At 48.1% G+C, this 14,902-nt stretch carries 15 protein-coding genes; 10 read left to right on the plus strand and 5 right to left on the minus strand.

All coding sequences use genetic code 11. The features are described 5' to 3' along the window. The first annotated feature begins 23 nt into the window (after window positions 1-23). Complete coding sequence (locus HP552_RS13115) at window positions 24-1,445, plus strand: erythromycin esterase family protein (RefSeq protein WP_246310868.1); 1,422 nt, start codon at window positions 24-26, stop codon at window positions 1,443-1,445. 115 nt (window positions 1,446-1,560) lie between these two features. Here the strand turns inward: HP552_RS13115 and HP552_RS13120 are convergent, their stop codons facing one another. The 3 genes from HP552_RS13120 to HP552_RS13130 all read right to left on the minus strand — a co-directional run bounded on the left by HP552_RS13120 (window position 1,561) and on the right by HP552_RS13130 (window position 5,172). Then, the gene (locus HP552_RS13120; protein WP_175395897.1) at window positions 1,561-2,667 is read right to left on the minus strand and encodes a Glu/Leu/Phe/Val family dehydrogenase; all 1,107 of its coding nucleotides are present in this window, start codon (window positions 2,665-2,667) and stop codon (window positions 1,561-1,563) included. 154 nt (window positions 2,668-2,821) lie between these two features. Then, window positions 2,822-3,451: a sporulation-specific diadenylate cyclase CdaS gene (gene cdaS / locus HP552_RS13125; RefSeq protein WP_175395898.1), complete on the minus strand. Its 630-nt coding sequence runs from the start codon at window positions 3,449-3,451 to the stop codon at window positions 2,822-2,824. 191 nt (window positions 3,452-3,642) lie between these two features. Continuing rightward, entirely contained in the window at window positions 3,643-5,172 is a 1,530-nt protein-coding gene (locus tag HP552_RS13130; RefSeq protein ID WP_246310877.1) for a DUF6359 domain-containing protein, read from the minus strand. Between the two features lie 215 nt (window positions 5,173-5,387). Here HP552_RS13130 and HP552_RS13135 point away from each other — a divergent pair, with 215 nt between their 5' ends. From HP552_RS13135 to HP552_RS13145, 3 genes are all read left to right on the plus strand, one after another. Continuing rightward, window positions 5,388-5,678, plus strand: a complete 291-nt coding sequence (locus HP552_RS13135) for a hypothetical protein (RefSeq protein WP_175395900.1) — start codon at window positions 5,388-5,390, stop codon at window positions 5,676-5,678. Between the two features lie 151 nt (window positions 5,679-5,829). Next, window positions 5,830-5,985: a hypothetical protein gene (locus HP552_RS13140; protein ID WP_175395901.1), complete on the plus strand. Its 156-nt coding sequence runs from the start codon at window positions 5,830-5,832 to the stop codon at window positions 5,983-5,985. A gap of 127 nt (window positions 5,986-6,112) precedes the next feature. After that, a complete protein-coding gene (locus HP552_RS13145; RefSeq protein WP_175395902.1) occupies window positions 6,113-6,655 on the plus strand; it encodes a GNAT family N-acetyltransferase in 543 nt (180 codons plus the stop codon). 109 nt (window positions 6,656-6,764) lie between these two features. On the opposite strand, the gene HP552_RS13150 is transcribed toward HP552_RS13145, so the two are convergent. Beyond that, window positions 6,765-7,541 (minus strand): Crp/Fnr family transcriptional regulator, encoded by a 777-nt coding sequence (locus HP552_RS13150; RefSeq protein ID WP_175395903.1) that lies wholly within the window; start codon window positions 7,539-7,541, stop codon window positions 6,765-6,767. A gap of 375 nt (window positions 7,542-7,916) precedes the next feature. Between HP552_RS13150 and HP552_RS13155 the strand changes: the two genes are divergently transcribed. The 6 genes from HP552_RS13155 (at window position 7,917) to chrA (ending at window position 12,114) form a co-directional block, all read left to right on the plus strand. After that, a complete protein-coding gene (locus tag HP552_RS13155) occupies window positions 7,917-8,393 on the plus strand; it encodes a GAF domain-containing protein (RefSeq protein WP_175395904.1) in 477 nt (158 codons plus the stop codon). Between the two features lie 65 nt (window positions 8,394-8,458). Beyond that, window positions 8,459-9,109: a response regulator gene (locus HP552_RS13160; RefSeq protein WP_175395905.1), complete on the plus strand. Its 651-nt coding sequence runs from the start codon at window positions 8,459-8,461 to the stop codon at window positions 9,107-9,109. Beyond that, window positions 9,102-10,211, plus strand: a complete 1,110-nt coding sequence (locus HP552_RS13165; protein ID WP_175395906.1) for a PAS domain-containing sensor histidine kinase — start codon at window positions 9,102-9,104, stop codon at window positions 10,209-10,211. Before HP552_RS13160 ends, HP552_RS13165 begins: the two co-directional genes overlap by 8 nt. Window positions 10,212-10,470: 259 nt before the next feature. Next, the gene (gene chrS / locus HP552_RS13170; RefSeq protein WP_175395907.1) at window positions 10,471-10,965 is read left to right on the plus strand and encodes a chromate efflux transcriptional regulator ChrS; all 495 of its coding nucleotides are present in this window, start codon (window positions 10,471-10,473) and stop codon (window positions 10,963-10,965) included. Window positions 10,966-10,977: 12 nt separating this feature from the next. Then, window positions 10,978-11,565 (plus strand): chromate efflux transporter ChrB, encoded by a 588-nt coding sequence (gene chrB, locus HP552_RS13175; protein ID WP_175395908.1) that lies wholly within the window; start codon window positions 10,978-10,980, stop codon window positions 11,563-11,565. A 3-nt stretch (window positions 11,566-11,568) separates the two neighbouring features. Then, on the plus strand, window positions 11,569-12,114 hold the full coding sequence (chrA, locus tag HP552_RS13180) for a chromate efflux transporter ChrA (protein WP_175395909.1): 546 nt from the start codon (window positions 11,569-11,571) through the stop codon (window positions 12,112-12,114). A gap of 295 nt (window positions 12,115-12,409) precedes the next feature. On the opposite strand, the gene HP552_RS13185 is transcribed toward chrA, so the two are convergent. Continuing rightward, the gene (locus HP552_RS13185; protein ID WP_175395910.1) at window positions 12,410-14,782 is read right to left on the minus strand and encodes an Ig-like domain-containing protein; all 2,373 of its coding nucleotides are present in this window, start codon (window positions 14,780-14,782) and stop codon (window positions 12,410-12,412) included. Window positions 14,783-14,902 lie beyond the last annotated feature (120 nt).

The following is a 14,902-nucleotide window of genomic DNA, read 5'->3' on the forward strand; positions in this document are numbered from 1 at the left end:
CATTCATACGGAGGATAATTAATATGAACCTGAAACATCATCTTATTCAAAAAACAGCCGTACTCGGTATGGCCCTCGCAATGATTACCGGCACCGCTTCAGCGGCAGCTTCACCTATTGCCAAGGAACAGTGGGTCCAGGAGCATGCCCATGAGATTAAATCCCTGACATCGGATAATTATAGTGACCTGGCCTTCCTGAAGCCATTACTGCAGGACAAGAAAGTTGTTAGCCTTGGAGAGAACTTTCACCGGGTTGCCGAGTACAGTGCCATCAAAACGCGCATGATTAAATTTTTACATGAAGAACTGGGCTATGACGTTATTGCCTTTGAGTCGGGCATGGGAGATGCAGCTGTTGCTTATGAACAAGGAGCGAATCTGACACCTGCCCAGATGATGGAGCTCTCCATTTTCCCAATCTGGCACTCACAGGAAACGCTTGGTCTCTACGAGTATGTGCAGGAACAGAGCAAAACGGATCACCCCCTGATTTTGGCCGGATACGACATGCAGTTCACGACCGGGTACTTAACGCAATTTATCAGTGACTGGATTGGAAGTATCGACCCCGAAAGAGGTAAAGAGTACTATGCTTTTGAGATGCAGGGCATCACGGATCTGTACGCCGTCCTTAATACGTATGGAATCGACAGCGACAACAATCCGGAGTTCAAAGCGGCCATCCATCAAGTGAAGGATACCTATACGCCGCAATATGAGAAATTGGTTCAATGGATCAACGAACACAAACCGGAGCTGGTTAAGTCATTCCCGGACAACCCGAAACTGGCTGACATGATGATCCGCGTCCTGAATGACCGGACCAAATTCATGGAGATGGCAGCCTACGATACACGGGAGAGCTACGAGTTCCGCGATCGTGCCATGGCGGACAATCTGGAATGGCTGATGGACGTGATGTATCCGGACAAAAAGTTCATTCTCTGGGCTCATAATGACCACCTCGCCAAGAGCACATCGACCATCCTTAATCCCCCGATTGGAGAAAGCGATGGAAATTCCGACCTTTGGCAATCCAGCTTCAAGAGCATGGGCGAAATAATGCATGAAAAACTGCAGGACGACATGTATGTGATTGGACTCTATATGAACGAAGGGCAAGCGAGCGAGATTTCCACAGGCAAAACGTTTGATATCTCTCCCATGCCTCGTGGCAGCCTGGAGTATACGCTGATGAAGTCTGGTTACCGTAATACATATATTGATCTCTCCGAAGCTATAGACGCTACAAGTGCTGCATCTTGGTTGTCCCGCCCAGTCTTCGCTGCCGAGGATGGCATGGTGGATGAAGTGATTCATCCGATGTCGATGAACTTTATCCCTGCAGAACAATACGATGGCATTCTGTTAATTGATAAGGTCAAGGCACCAACGACCACTTATAAAGGCGGATTCAAAGACCAAGCGCAGCAGCAAAAGTAATCCCTTAACGCTGTGCATCTATCAAAAAAGGCAGGATCCCATTTGGGATGCCTGCCTTTTTTTTGCTTCTGTTAAGGAGCTATATCACTTGCCTAAATTCAAGGTAATCACTGATTTACCCGCGCAATCTCCGGGCACTCAGTGCATGATGACCTTGTTGCAGAAAGGTGCTTCGTGTATTCTTCATCAGCTCAATCCGGCGTTCGGCCAGACGGTCTGCGGCAATATAAGTGGCGATGCCTTCGGTACGGGACGTTTCGAAGATTTTCTCCAAACTGGCGTAGATCTCTCCGATCTTGCTCCACGCACGCTCTGCATTGTATCCATTCAATTCATCTGCGATGTTGATGACTCCGCCCGCATTAATCACATAGTCCGGAGCGTATACGATGCCCATCTCATGCAGTTTGTCTCCATGTCGGGTCTCCAGCAGCTGATTGTTGGCACACCCTGCAACCACTTTGGCTTTGAGTGTTTTAAGCGTATCATCATTAATCGTTCCACCAAGGGCGCACGGTGCATAGATGTCACATTCCACGCCCGTAATGTCCGCCGGATCTACAGCCGCTGCACCGAAGCGATCCACTGCCTGCTTCACGGAATCCTTGTGAATATCCGTCACAATCAAGCGGGCACCTTCCTCGTACAAATATTTGCACAGACTCATGGCCACGTTTCCGACGCCTTGAACGGCGACCGTTTTGCCTTCCAGCAGATCCGTGCCAAATGCTTCTTTGGCTGCCGCCTTCATCCCCCGATATACTCCCCATGCTGTTGCTGGAGACGGGTTCCCCGACGAACCGTAGCTTGGGGATATGCCTGTTACATAATCGGTCTCCTGATAGATCAGGTTCATGTCTTCTTCCGAAGTTCCCACATCTTCTGCAGTTACATAACGTCCGTTCAGACCTTGAATATATCTTCCGAATGCACGGAACATGGCCTCATTCTTGTCACGGCGCGGATCGCCAATAATAACGGCTTTACCGCCGCCAAAATTCAAGCCGGATACGGCATTTTTATATGTCATCCCCCGCGAAAGGCGCAGTGCGTCTTCGATGGCAGCCTCTTCTGAAGCATACGTCCACATCCGAGTGCCGCCCAGTGCAGGGCCAAGTGTTGTATCGTGAATGGCGATAATCGCCTTTAACCCGGAAGCTTTGTCCTGACACAGGACCAGTTCCTCATAATCATGGTGTTCCATTACTTCAAACCAACTCATGTTTCACCGTCTCCTCCAACCATTTTTGCGGGCAATTCGCAAGGTTTCTTTATTTTTGCCATCCTCTATTGTACCTAGATAAGCCAAGAATGTGCAAAATCACATCACTATGTAAGAGTCGCTTTTTGCAAAAAGCGTTCATTTTCGAGCAGCATTAATGGAGCGTCTCGACCACGTTGATTGGATGCAAATCCCCTTCTACGGCAAAAGATGCCTGTCCGGTCTCCTCGGAAACCACGAGCACAACGGCATCCGTCAGTTCACTCAGCCCCAGTGCGGCCCGATGACGCGTTCCGATTTTACGTTCCCCTGCTACAGCCTGTGACAGTGGAAGGACATTGCCTGCAGAGACGATCTGGTTGCCACGGATCAGAACCGCTCCATCATGCAGAGGCGCACCCGGAATAAATAGTGATTCAAGCAGTGCATGAGTAACTTTTGCATCAATCACAACGCCTGAATGAATAATAGGGTCAAGAGGCACCTCGCGTTCAATGACAATAAGAGCACCATATCTTCGATCGGACAGATGCTGTACACTAGCGGTCAGCTCAGCAAACTTCTCGGTGAAGGGAGACAGGTAACAATCCAGATAAAAAGAAGAAGCAAGTACCTCAATCTGCTTGATCTCGGTCCGAATCTCGGCGAACTGCCCCAGCAGACAGACACTGTCATTGTCAAAACGGGATAACGTCAGATTCATCCGATCCGCTACACGATGCAGATCTTCCTTTAGCCTTTGTCTCATGGACGAGCTATCACAATCTGCTTGCCGGTTCATCATTCGGAGCCTCCCCCTTCTATTCTGCATGCCAACATAGTTAACCTATACATTTCCCCTGGCAATGTTCATTTATACCAAAAGAAATTCACCGTTCACTATGCTGTGCACAGAAAAAGCCTGTCTGCAACGTTACCGCTACAAACAGGCTTCAATCCAAAAATCCTTTACTCACAACGTTGAGATGTTAGAAATTATGGAGTAACTGCGCCATAAGATCCTTTCCTGAACGTAGCTGGATCATACCATTTGTACCCTGCAGCCGGAGCTGACCATGGCTCGAGCTGCGGTTCTGTAGATGCAGCCGGAGCTTCGATGGCAAGCAGGCTTGTCGGTGTGTCTAATGTCAGACCAGACACCTGTGACAGGCTCGTATAGCTTTCTTTTACCGCGAGCCATTTCACGGTATTGACGAGGAACGTGGCATCATCAGCCTCTTTGAATCCGTCATAGGTCTTTTTGGAAGCACCCGTTTCTTCACGCAAATACTTCGGAGTCGCATCTTCCACAGGAGAGGAATCACCAATGAATGCTGCCTTGCCTGCACCTACCTTGGCTATGGCTGCATATGCACCTTCAGCACGTCCGCCGCCATTGTATACGCCCTGATCGACCGCGTTGCCCCATTTGGACACACCGCTTGGAACATAGACCAATCCTTTGGCCTTGTTTGGATCAATAACAGCCACCGTGGATCCTGCGTGCATTGCTACTGCATTCACTCCGCTTGTAATTCCAAATGACTGTGACGGAGCAACGATATCCGTGGCATTCACATCACCAAGTGCGTTGTAGCGGAAACGGATGCCGAAGTTTGTTGCCAGCCAGTCCGAGCTAGTAACCCCCTGCATGGCTGGGGATTCGGCTTCTGCCGAAGACATCCCCTTAGCCGGGTTCAGGAATGCCCCGCGACGATATCCGTTAAATACTTCGGAGGAGTCCCAGCGGTTTTTGTTGCGGTCTGCATTATAGTGATCAGAGATGAAGAACACGCTGCCGCCATTCTGTACGTATTGCAGCAGTGCAGCCTGCTCTGTCGCTTTGAATGGCACGTTGGCTTCGCCAATAACGAAGACATCATAATCTTTTAATTTAGTATAGGTAATGGCCTGCTCACCGAATGTATACGGGATGCTGCGTTCCAGCTGATCCACGGCAAAGCCTGCGTTTCGCAAACCATTTGCAAAGTCCGAAAATGCTCCATCAATGATCCAGTCCGCAGCTCCGGCAGTTTGGGCATGGGTGTTGTCGAACAATACTTTTTTGCCTGTGCCATCGGGCAGCGTCGTGCCAGGGTTCGGTTCGGGATCAGGGTCTGGATTGGTTGTTCCGGAAGAAAGGGAGATGGAAGTTGGATTTTTGAGTCCTGCATAACTGTTGTAAGCACCAAGTGATCCGGTTACGATGACCTTCTTGCCTACGAGACCCGGATTGGTAGCCAGTCCATATTGCGAGCGAAATGATGAGGAAACTTGCACATCCAATAATTTAGCGTTTGCCTTCTCTGAAGGGGAATCCGCAATCAGAAAGTTAAAATCATTGGCGTAAGGAGACGTAAACTTGGCTGTAAGCGAACCGGTGGCATGACCAACAATATAACCTTCGACAGTCGCCGTTCCTCCACCGCTCTGAGCAGCAATAGCCTGAGATACGGTAAGTGGTGCTGCTGCAGCCTGTACCGGACTCTGTAAACCTGGCCCAAGCAATGCAGTTGTCATCATCATGAAGACCAGGAATGCCCCGATCCAGTGCTGCCATAACGCCTTCTTCATGTTCTCCTTCTCCTCCTCGGATTTACCTTTTAATGGGTTGTCCATTTTAATTTAATCTTTCATATGATGAATTCCTCTTTGTTTATGTAAAATTTTTGAAAAAAGTTTGCTGCATAATTAACCTGCCCATACTATTTACCAAACACATGATAAAGGAGACACATACCATGAAGTTTATCTTTTTGCTGCTTCTGATCATCGTCCCTCTGATGATGGTATTTCTTGCTCTTCGTTCCCGGATGGTGGAGCGGCTGTTTCATGTCCTGGCTCTCCTCTGTTTCTATAGTGCAGCCACGGTCATTGCCGGAGATGTGTATGCCACCAATGCACATATGACCACCTTTACCACTGAAATTCACCATTTTTTGCTGAATGGCTGGTTCCTTTATCCGTCTGCTTATCTGGGTGTATACATCCCATATCTGTTATGGATGGGCCTCTTCTCGAAAAAAAATTAAGGCAAATCAGTGACTCGGCATTGATTTTTGGTTGAATTCATAGCATAATAAACTTATACGTGATAATGATTATCATTCTTGATCTTGTCTCTCATTCCAATCAACTTTACATGAATTTTCGATCATATAGCTAAAGGGGAACGAACATCATATGAATACAACTCTGCAAAAAGCATCACTGCAGCTCGACGATTATCTGGATCTTCTGAACCTGGCAACAACCCTGGGTGATACGAAGTGGCAAAAAGAAATCATTCGCAAGCTGGCTTATACTTATCCTGCCGTTCAATGTAAACAACCACAATAACATATCGATGTTAAATGGCTCATGACAGATTCAGATCTGAATCTATCGTGGGTTATTTTTTTGTTTCAATCGTGATCTGGATACAGGTAGAATGGACTTAATCATGGACCCGGGGAGAGTGAATGACATGCAAGCGGAGACAGAACGGCTGACCCTGCGAGAAATTCGCATAGACGACTGGGAAAGCATACATACGTACACCATATCACCTGAAGTAACCAGGTATACGGCATGGGGACCCAACACGGAACAAGATACCACGGCTTACATTGAACAGGTTTTGCTAACACAACAGGATGAGCCAAGAAACCAATTCGACCTTGCGGTCTGCCTGAAAACAGATGGTACGCTGGTAGGCAGCGTAGGCATATACACGGAAGGCACCAATGCGGAGATGGGTTATGTGATGAATCCAACGTATCAGGGGAGAGGCTACGCTGCCGAAGCGAGCCTGGCATTGCTCGGTTTGGGTTTTAACACACTCGGTGTGCATCGAATCTATGCCAAATGTCGGCCGAACAACAAGGCATCGGAGAAAGTGATGCAGAAGATCGGCATGCAGTATGAAGGAATGATGCGGGAGCACTGGTTTTACAAGGGAGAATTTCACGATTCGTTGGTCTATTCGATCCTCGCCAGGGAATATGCGAGCCTAGTTCGTCAAGATTAAAGCACTTAAAAAAGCTGATATCGGTTGATACCGATATCAGCTTTTTTATCTCCGTAACGACCCCAATCGCCAATGAAGATTTAATATATGGATCGAAAACTCTGGCGAACTAAAGCCGGCATAACTCCGCTGGGCAGCTTGGGAATGTGGGACACCCACACATACAGCGCAGGGCTGCCAGATCACGAATCATCAATTTGCCATCCAGTGTGTCCAGCGTACCCTGTTCCTTCCATGCTCCCAGCATCCGTGTCACACTCTCCCGAGTAGCTCCAATCATCTCCGCAAGCTCCGTATGATTCAATTTCATCTCGAGTACGATCCCCTCAGGAGTGATTTTGCCATACGAGTTGCTGGCACGGATCAGTGTCGAAGCCAGAGCTCCAGCCTTGCCATAGAGCAGCAGATCCCGGAAACGCGATTGAGTAATGCGCTGTGAAAGTGCCATCCACTGCAGGAATTTCAAGGCAAGGTCTCCATGTTTACTAAGCACACTTTCCAGATCACTGAGCGAGATGATTGCAAGTTCACCTTTCTCCGTCATCTCGGCACTATAGCTATGATTCAGCCCGCCAATACCGCCGAACTCACCGATGAGATCCCCTTTTTGCTGAATCGAGAGAATGATTTCCTTGCCGTCCTCCGTCGATTTGGTCATTTTCACGCGCCCCGAACGAATGTAGTACAGATATCCGGCTTCATCACCTTCCAGAAAGAGACTATACCCCGACTTCACCCGTTTAGGCTGCATTTTGGCCTCAATCCAGGCCCACTGTTCAGCTGTTACGAACGAAAGTATTCCGCCTGTCTCCCGTGTCATCTTGCTTCCCTCCGCCTGTTCCCGTTCTGTCGCTTGGGTTGTTCTTTCTATAAATACCGTACCCATTTGTTCGTCCCCCTCGTGTTTCCTTATGAATCTATCTTATCGCGAAACCGGCGGGAACGTTATCGGGGGATTACCTGAACCTGGCTGATAAATTCCCTGAATTTGCTGTGAGAAAAGTCACATCCTATGATGGCATACTCATGTTGTCATGTAGTAAAGCTCTTGCTGCATAAGGATTGAGGGCCGTCTGTTAACCAAGATCAGTACATTGCAGAACCGAAATCGGGGGATTCCCTGAATTACAACCCGGACGAATGGGACTACAATAGAACTAACATACAAATATATATTTCAGGACACCTTGGTCAAAGGTTAACGATATCCATTTCACCGAGTCTAAGCTAACGGTATCATTCCAAAAAGGAAGTGTCTCTCATGCACGATGAACTGCCGTCCGGCATTCAGGAGATGATCAACAATCTGCGCCTGAACACATCCGCCGATTTTTGCGGACTTGCCTGTCTGTCCAGGTCCATGCTGCGCTGGAAATATACCTCCGGTGAAACCAACGAACGCGTAACACGCATGGAAATGCGTCCGGGACAAGACCTTGTGGGTACAGCTCTTAGGACAGGCCGCACGTCCCTGTCTGATGAAGGATCCACAAATGCCAGTACGCCGGGCCGTTGTCCGTTGATGATCGCGGAGCGGCTGCTATGTGCCATAGCCGTGCCTGTGTTCCACGAGGGCAGCGTACCTGATGCGGTGCTGCTTGTTGGCAGCAGACAGCCCTGCACGTTCTCACCGGACATCATCCGGCAAGCGGAGCTGGCAGCCCAAACCGTTGGAGCCCACTCTTTACGGATAAGCCCCTTGGAAGTACAGAAGGAAGAAGAGCTATTCAGAGATTAAACCTCTGGGTGGCTTTTTTTGGTATCATGATGATAGAACCAAGCAAGCGGACAGGGGGAAAACTAGTGATTCAATTATTGGTTGTCGACGATCATGTCGTTGTACGTTCCGGGCTGATTGCCCTGCTGGACGGCAAGAATGAAATCCGGATCGTGGGCGATGCAGCAGATGGAGACGAAGCCATTGCCAAGGCACAGGAATTGAAGCCGGATGTTGTATTGATGGATTTTAGCATGCCGCCAGGCAAAGACGGGTTAACCGCTACCGCCGAATTGAAAAAGTTGATGCCGGACGTGGCCATTCTCATTTTGACCATGCATGACGATGAAGAGTATCTGTTCCGTGCGATCCATGCCGGAGCTTCCGGATATATTCTCAAGAGCGCACCACACGAGGAGCTGCTAGCAGCTATCCGCTCCGTAGCAGATGGCAGTGCCTATCTGTATCCCAGTGCCACCAAACGGCTGATGAGTGAATACCTGGACAAATCCAAACAAGAAAACGCCGGTCCATATGACACCCTCTCCGAGCGGGAGAAAGAAATCTTGTCCTGGATCGCGAAAGGTTACGCCAACAAGGAAATTGCCGAGCATCTGGTCATCAGTGTCAAAACGGTCGAATCCCACAAAAGCAATCTGATGGAGAAGCTGGGCCTGCGGACCAGACCTGAACTGGTCAAGTTTGCGATGAAAAAGGGGCTGTTAAACTTTGAGTAGTGCACGCGAAAACAGACTTAGCGGACTTGCGGAACAGCCTGTACTGCAGCTGCTGGATGAGCTGGATAACCACATCACCGATGACGAGTTTCGCAGCAGACTGAAAGGTTCACTGCACCAGCTTAGTGATCTGAAATTTGCACTGGATGAGTCCTCCATCGTAGCCCTCACGGATCGCAAAGGAAAAATCCAGTACGTGAACGATAAATTTTGCGAAATTTCACAATATCAACGAGAGGAACTGATTGGTCAGGACCACCGGATCATCAATTCCGGATATCATGGCAAAACGTTCATGAAAAACCTCTGGGAAACCATCTCTTCAGGACGAGTATGGAACGGGGAAATTCGTAACCGCGCGAAGGATGGCAGCCACTATTGGGTGAATACAACGATTGTGCCTTTTCTCGACAATGACGGGGAACCTTATCAATATTTGGCTGTCCGCAGTGAAGTGACGAAGCTGAAACGGGTGGAAGGCGAGTTGCAGACGATGATGACCCAGGTCATGAATATTCAGGAGGAGGAACGTCGCCGAATTTCCCGCGAGCTGCATGACGGAATCGGACAGAGTCTCTTCTCGCTCGTGATTCAGATGGATCAGCTCCTGGCTGACAAGCCCCATTCCGGTGTGGAAGCTCTGCGTAAGCAGGTCACCGGGATTATGGAAGATGTACGGGGCATGGCCTGGGAACTCAGACCTTCCGTACTCGATGACCTTGGTGTCGTTCCAGCCATCCGTACTTATATTGAGAATTATACCCGCCACTACGGCATTGAAGTGGATCTGAAATGCAACCTGCGCAGACGGCTGGAAATGAATCGGGAGATCGCGATGTACCGAATTATCCAGGAAGCACTAACCAATATCGCCAAGTATGCCGATGTCGCCGAAGCACAGGTAACCGTGGAAGATTCACAGGAAGGCACGGTTGTAACTATTGCGGATCAAGGTGCCGGGTTCAATGTGCAAACCGCAGGCAATGGCGTCGGATTGTTCAGTATGGAAGAACGTGCTCGCGGTGCTGGAGGAACGCTGACGTTATCTTCCGAGCCTGGTGAAGGTACAAGCATTACGTTTTATCTGCCCAGAAGTGTTTAGACAGGTTCGAATGTGGGCCCTTGCCCACTGCCTAGAGAAAAAAGCTGCTCATGGATTTATTCCAAGAGCGGCCTCTTTGGGTTTATTTTTTGGTACAAATGACAAAATGAAAGCTCATAATCGGATAAATTCAATATGATGGATAAATATGTTGACTCCAATTACGATTCGTCATTAAAATATGAATGCTGCATGCAAATTGTATTGTTGAAGGTTAACATTTTATATTCCATATACAGAACGAAAAGGATGGTCCATCATGTCAGAAAAACGCTCCTCCAAAGGAGGAGAAATCCCGCAAATGTACAATCTGGACGCGATCGATCGGAAAATTATAGCCGCTCTGCACCAGAACAGCCGGATCTCCTACACGGATCTGGGTACGCAGATCGGTTTGTCCCGTGTGGCCGTTCAGGCTCGTATCAATGCTCTATCCGAAAAAGGCATTATCGAACGATTCACGGTAGTGATCAATCCAGGTAAGGTTGGGCTTCAGGTCTCCGCTTTTTTTAATGTGGATGTGGAGCCGCCCTTCCTGGACGAAGTGGCCGAGAAGCTGGACGATGAACCGGCAGTGACCAGCCTCTACCATATGACAGGCCCAAGTACACTGCATATGCATGGTATTTTTGCAGACATGGAAGAGATGGAGCAGTTTCTGCTGGAGAAGCTCTATAAGATGCCTGGTATCGTGAAGGTCGAATCTCAGTTGTTGTTAAAACGATATAAAAGCCGAATGGGCATGAGACTGTAGGAGGAAAACAGCATGGGTTGGAAAGATTACACCGGTCTTGTTACGGGTATGGTGCGAACCGGGATATTGGGTTATGGCGGCGGTCCTTCGGTTATTCCGCTGATCCGCTATGAAGCCGTCACCCGTTACCAATGGGTGAGTGATGAGGAATTTGGCGAGATTTTGGCGATTGCCAACGCGCTGCCAGGACCTATTGCGACCAAGATGGCCGCTTATCTCGGTTATAAAACCAAAGGCGTGCTCGGCGCCATCGTTTCTGTACTTGCACACATTTTGCCAACAAGTATTGCCATCATCGCTCTGCTCGGCTCCATGTACGCGCTGCGTGAGTCGAAGATCGTTGCAGGCATGGTGGCAGCCGTCCGCCCAGTGATCTTTGTGATGCTGGGCATGATGGCTTATGAATTTGCCAAAAAGGCATGGTCCGGACTGGGTAAAACCTTTGCCGTCCTGTTTGGCGTCATCGCGTTTGTTCTATTGCAGCTGCTGAATATTCATCCCGGAATTGTAGTAGCCGTCTTTCTTGGCTATGGGGTGTTTCACCTGGATCTGGTTCAGCGCTTCAAGTCCAAGCGCAGCTCCGACAAGGAGGTGTCCTAAACGATGCTTCAGACGTGGTGGGAGTTGTTTTGGGGATTTTTCGTAGCGAATATATTGGGATACGGGGGCGGTCCTGCCTCCATCCCGCTAATGCAGGAAGAAGTGGTCAACCATTATAAATGGATGACGACAGAGCAATTCGGCGATGTGCTCGCGATCGGAAATGCTCTCCCGGGTCCAATCGCAACCAAGATTGCCGCATTTGTCGGATATCAGGTGGCTGGCTGGTTCGGGGCGGTTATCGCCAGTTTTGCCACGATTGTACCTTCGGCAGCCGCGCTGATCCTGCTGCTTCGCCTGTTGAACAAGTATCGTACTTCACCCAAAGTGAAAGGTATGACACTGCTTGTGCAGCCGGTCATCGCAGTGCTCATGATTCTGCTCACTTGGGAATTCGGCCAAGTATCTACCGCTTCCATCGGGATCTGGCAGACACTAATCATCGCCGGGATTTCGTTATGGGTGATGACCAAGACCAAGCTGCATCCCGCTATTCTAATTGTGATTGCTTTTGCATACGGTGCGCTTGTTCTGTCCCATACGATGTAAGTAATTAATCAGGGATGACTGATTACGGATTGAACTTAAAGATAAATTTATTTTTTCAGCTACAGATGCCCAGCGGCATCCGTAGCTTATTTTTATTTACATGAACCCCCTTATGCTTTGGCACTGACCGTTTATCCCCAATAAATAACCTGGCGGGCTAACACGACAGGTTGCTCTGAATGCAAGACGCAAGAACAGTATACGAATATCCATACAAAAAAACGGTGACGCCAGCATCATGCTGTCACCACCGTTTATTAAATTACACACTTCACGTTCACATTAAAAACAAGCTTTATTTCGCTTCAACTACGATCGTCACTTTGGTTTTCACCCCAGCATAGCTTACCGTAATTGTTGCTTTACCTTTACCATTAGCCTGGATAATGCCATCTTTCACCGTTGCTGTTGCAATGCGGGATGACTTCCAGAGTGCCGGTTTGGACACATTTGCTTCGCTGCCATCCGCATACGTTGCTGTTGCCACCACGGTAACTTTGTCACCCGGTTTCATGGTCAGGGTTACCTTATCGGTTTGCAGATATTTCAAAGTATCTACATCGATGGCCACAGTTACGGACTTGCTGCCGTATTTTGCAGTTACTTTCGCTTTACCTGAACCAATGGCTTTTACTTTGCCTTTGGTTACCTGGGCTACTTTGTAGCTGTTGGTTTTCCATTCGGCTTTGTCCGTAACGTCACGTTCGCTACCGTCACTCAAGATCGCAATGACAGTAAGATCAGCTGTGTCACCGGATTTCAGTGAAAGGGCCGGCTCCGAAGCTTCAATTCGTGAAATGACATCCACTTCAACCTGAATGGTTACCTTTTGTGAACCATATTCTGCGGTAATGTTGGCTTTACCACTGCTATTCCCAGTTATAACGCCTTTTTTCACATCTGCTACGCGTGAATTGCTTGATTTCCATGTTGCTTCAGATGTAACATCCTGAGTCAATCCATCTTCATCGGTTGCAGTCAGTACAATTTGCTGTGTTTCCTTAGCGGAAAGCACCACAAAGTTTTCATCCGCTTCCAAACCACTGGCCATGCCTACTTCAACGGGCAGTGTCAACGTTTTGCCTTCAATTTTCGCTGTAATGGTCGCCTTACCCGTTGCGACACCCGTTACTACACCTTTGCTATCCACTTCAGCAATTTTCTCGCTGCTGCTGCTCCACTCTGCATCTTCAGATACATCTTTGGAGGTATCGCCATATACAGCCAGTACTTTAGCGGAGAATGTACCACCAACGGCTACCGAAGCTTTCTTCTTGTCCATTTCATACTTATCAGGAACGTCTACATTCACAGTAAACTTGACGGTTTTCCCACCGTATGCTGCTGTAATATTAGCTGTACCTGTTTTATAGGCGATCAGTTCCCCATTCGATACATAAACAACATCCGCATTGCTGGACGTCCATGTTGCTTTGGAAGTTACGTCCTCTGTGCTTGCATCAATGTATTCTGCACTCGCTTTTAATTGCTTGGTTCTATTTTCACCTGTAACACTCATTGCGAGCTTGTCATCAACATCCTTGATATCCAGATATCTAGCCGTGTCTACATCAACAGCGATCTCCACTGTTTTGCCGCTATAGGATGCTTTGATTGTGGTCGAACCTGCGCTAATGGCTGTAATTTGCCCTTTAAACACAGTCGCAACCTTCTCATCGCTGGAAGTCCATGTAGCTTGTTCTGTTACATTCACATCGCTGCTGTTTGGATAGGAAGCGGTTAAAACAACATTGGCTGCTTTGTTGGACTCGCTCAAGCGGAAGAAAATACTTTGTTTTTCCACACTCAGTTTGCTTGTCAGATCTACATCTACATCTACAGATACGGATTTGGTTCCGTATTTGGCTGTGATTGTGGCAGAACCTGCCGAATATCCTGTGATTTCACCTTTTAACACATCTGCTACTTTCTCGTTACTAGACGTCCATTCGGCCAGGGCCGTGACATCTTTGGTCGTGCCATCTGGATAAGTCGCCGTTAATTTAACACCCTCGCTTTTGTTTAAAAGCAGATTAACCTGCTTCTTATCCACATCTACGCGCTTAACAACCTCAACGTTAACATCTACTGTTACACTTTGGCTGCCTACTTTTGCTGTGATAACTGCTGTACCAGCACTTTGTCCGGTTACTTTACCGTTCACCACGGTAGCAACTTTCTCATCACTGGTAGACCATTCTGCCATTTGAGAAGCATTTTCGTTGATTTCATTATCGCTGTACGTGGCTGTTAAAATAATATCTTTGGTATCCCCAGTACGCAGATCCAATGTCTGTACATTTTTCGAAAGGGCTTTGACCTTCTTACTCACCTTCACCTGAACAGTCTGTGTCTGGTTCTGGTACTCTGCCGTAATCGTTGCAGTACCGTCCTTTTTGGCTGTAATTGCGCCATTATATACAGTTGCTATCGAAGTATCACTGCTGCTCCAGGATGTATTGATCGTTACGTTAGCCGACGTATTATCAGAATACACACCCGTTACCGTAACGGAACTGGAATCACCCACTTCGAGCGACATTTCATTTTTGGAAACTACAATCTTGGACAGTTCCTTATCTGCCGCAGCGGCCAAGCCTACGTTGGAAATACTCAGCACCAATACCAGCATCATCACCATGTACTTGGTCAATCTTGGCTTTAACATCATTTCCCCCCGATTATCATCATTTTTTTCCTTAAAGTTAATGTCGGCAAGTTCTTTCCAGATGTTTAGACTTTCAGCGATTTTTCAGGAAAATGATTGGAAATGAATGCTTAAAACTGT

The organism is Paenibacillus xylanilyticus (genome assembly GCF_013359935.1).
In the GTDB taxonomy this organism is placed as follows: Bacteria; Bacillota; Bacilli; order Paenibacillales; family Paenibacillaceae; genus Paenibacillus; species Paenibacillus xylanilyticus.

What these genes read in the sequence shown, in the direction of transcription:
- HP552_RS13185 (WP_175395910.1), bottom strand. Translation starts at nt 14,782, where the DNA reads ATGTTAAAGCCAAGATTGACCAAGTACATGGTGATGATGCTGGTATTG.
- chrA (WP_175395909.1), top strand. Translation starts at nt 11,569, where the DNA reads ATGCTTCAGACGTGGTGGGAGTTGTTTTGGGGATTTTTCGTAGCGAAT.
- HP552_RS13145 (WP_175395902.1), top strand. Translation starts at nt 6,113, where the DNA reads ATGCAAGCGGAGACAGAACGGCTGACCCTGCGAGAAATTCGCATAGAC.
- HP552_RS13140 (WP_175395901.1), top strand. Translation starts at nt 5,830, where the DNA reads ATGAATACAACTCTGCAAAAAGCATCACTGCAGCTCGACGATTATCTG.
- HP552_RS13150 (WP_175395903.1), bottom strand. Translation starts at nt 7,541, where the DNA reads ATGGGTACGGTATTTATAGAAAGAACAACCCAAGCGACAGAACGGGAA.
- cdaS (WP_175395898.1), bottom strand. Translation starts at nt 3,451, where the DNA reads ATGATGAACCGGCAAGCAGATTGTGATAGCTCGTCCATGAGACAAAGG.
- HP552_RS13135 (WP_175395900.1), top strand. Translation starts at nt 5,388, where the DNA reads ATGAAGTTTATCTTTTTGCTGCTTCTGATCATCGTCCCTCTGATGATG.
- HP552_RS13155 (WP_175395904.1), top strand. Translation starts at nt 7,917, where the DNA reads ATGCACGATGAACTGCCGTCCGGCATTCAGGAGATGATCAACAATCTG.
- chrS (WP_175395907.1), top strand. Translation starts at nt 10,471, where the DNA reads ATGTCAGAAAAACGCTCCTCCAAAGGAGGAGAAATCCCGCAAATGTAC.
- HP552_RS13130 (WP_246310877.1), bottom strand. Translation starts at nt 5,172, where the DNA reads ATGATGATGACAACTGCATTGCTTGGGCCAGGTTTACAGAGTCCGGTA.
- HP552_RS13115 (WP_246310868.1), top strand. Translation starts at nt 24, where the DNA reads ATGAACCTGAAACATCATCTTATTCAAAAAACAGCCGTACTCGGTATG.
- chrB (WP_175395908.1), top strand. Translation starts at nt 10,978, where the DNA reads ATGGGTTGGAAAGATTACACCGGTCTTGTTACGGGTATGGTGCGAACC.
- HP552_RS13120 (WP_175395897.1), bottom strand. Translation starts at nt 2,667, where the DNA reads ATGAGTTGGTTTGAAGTAATGGAACACCATGATTATGAGGAACTGGTC.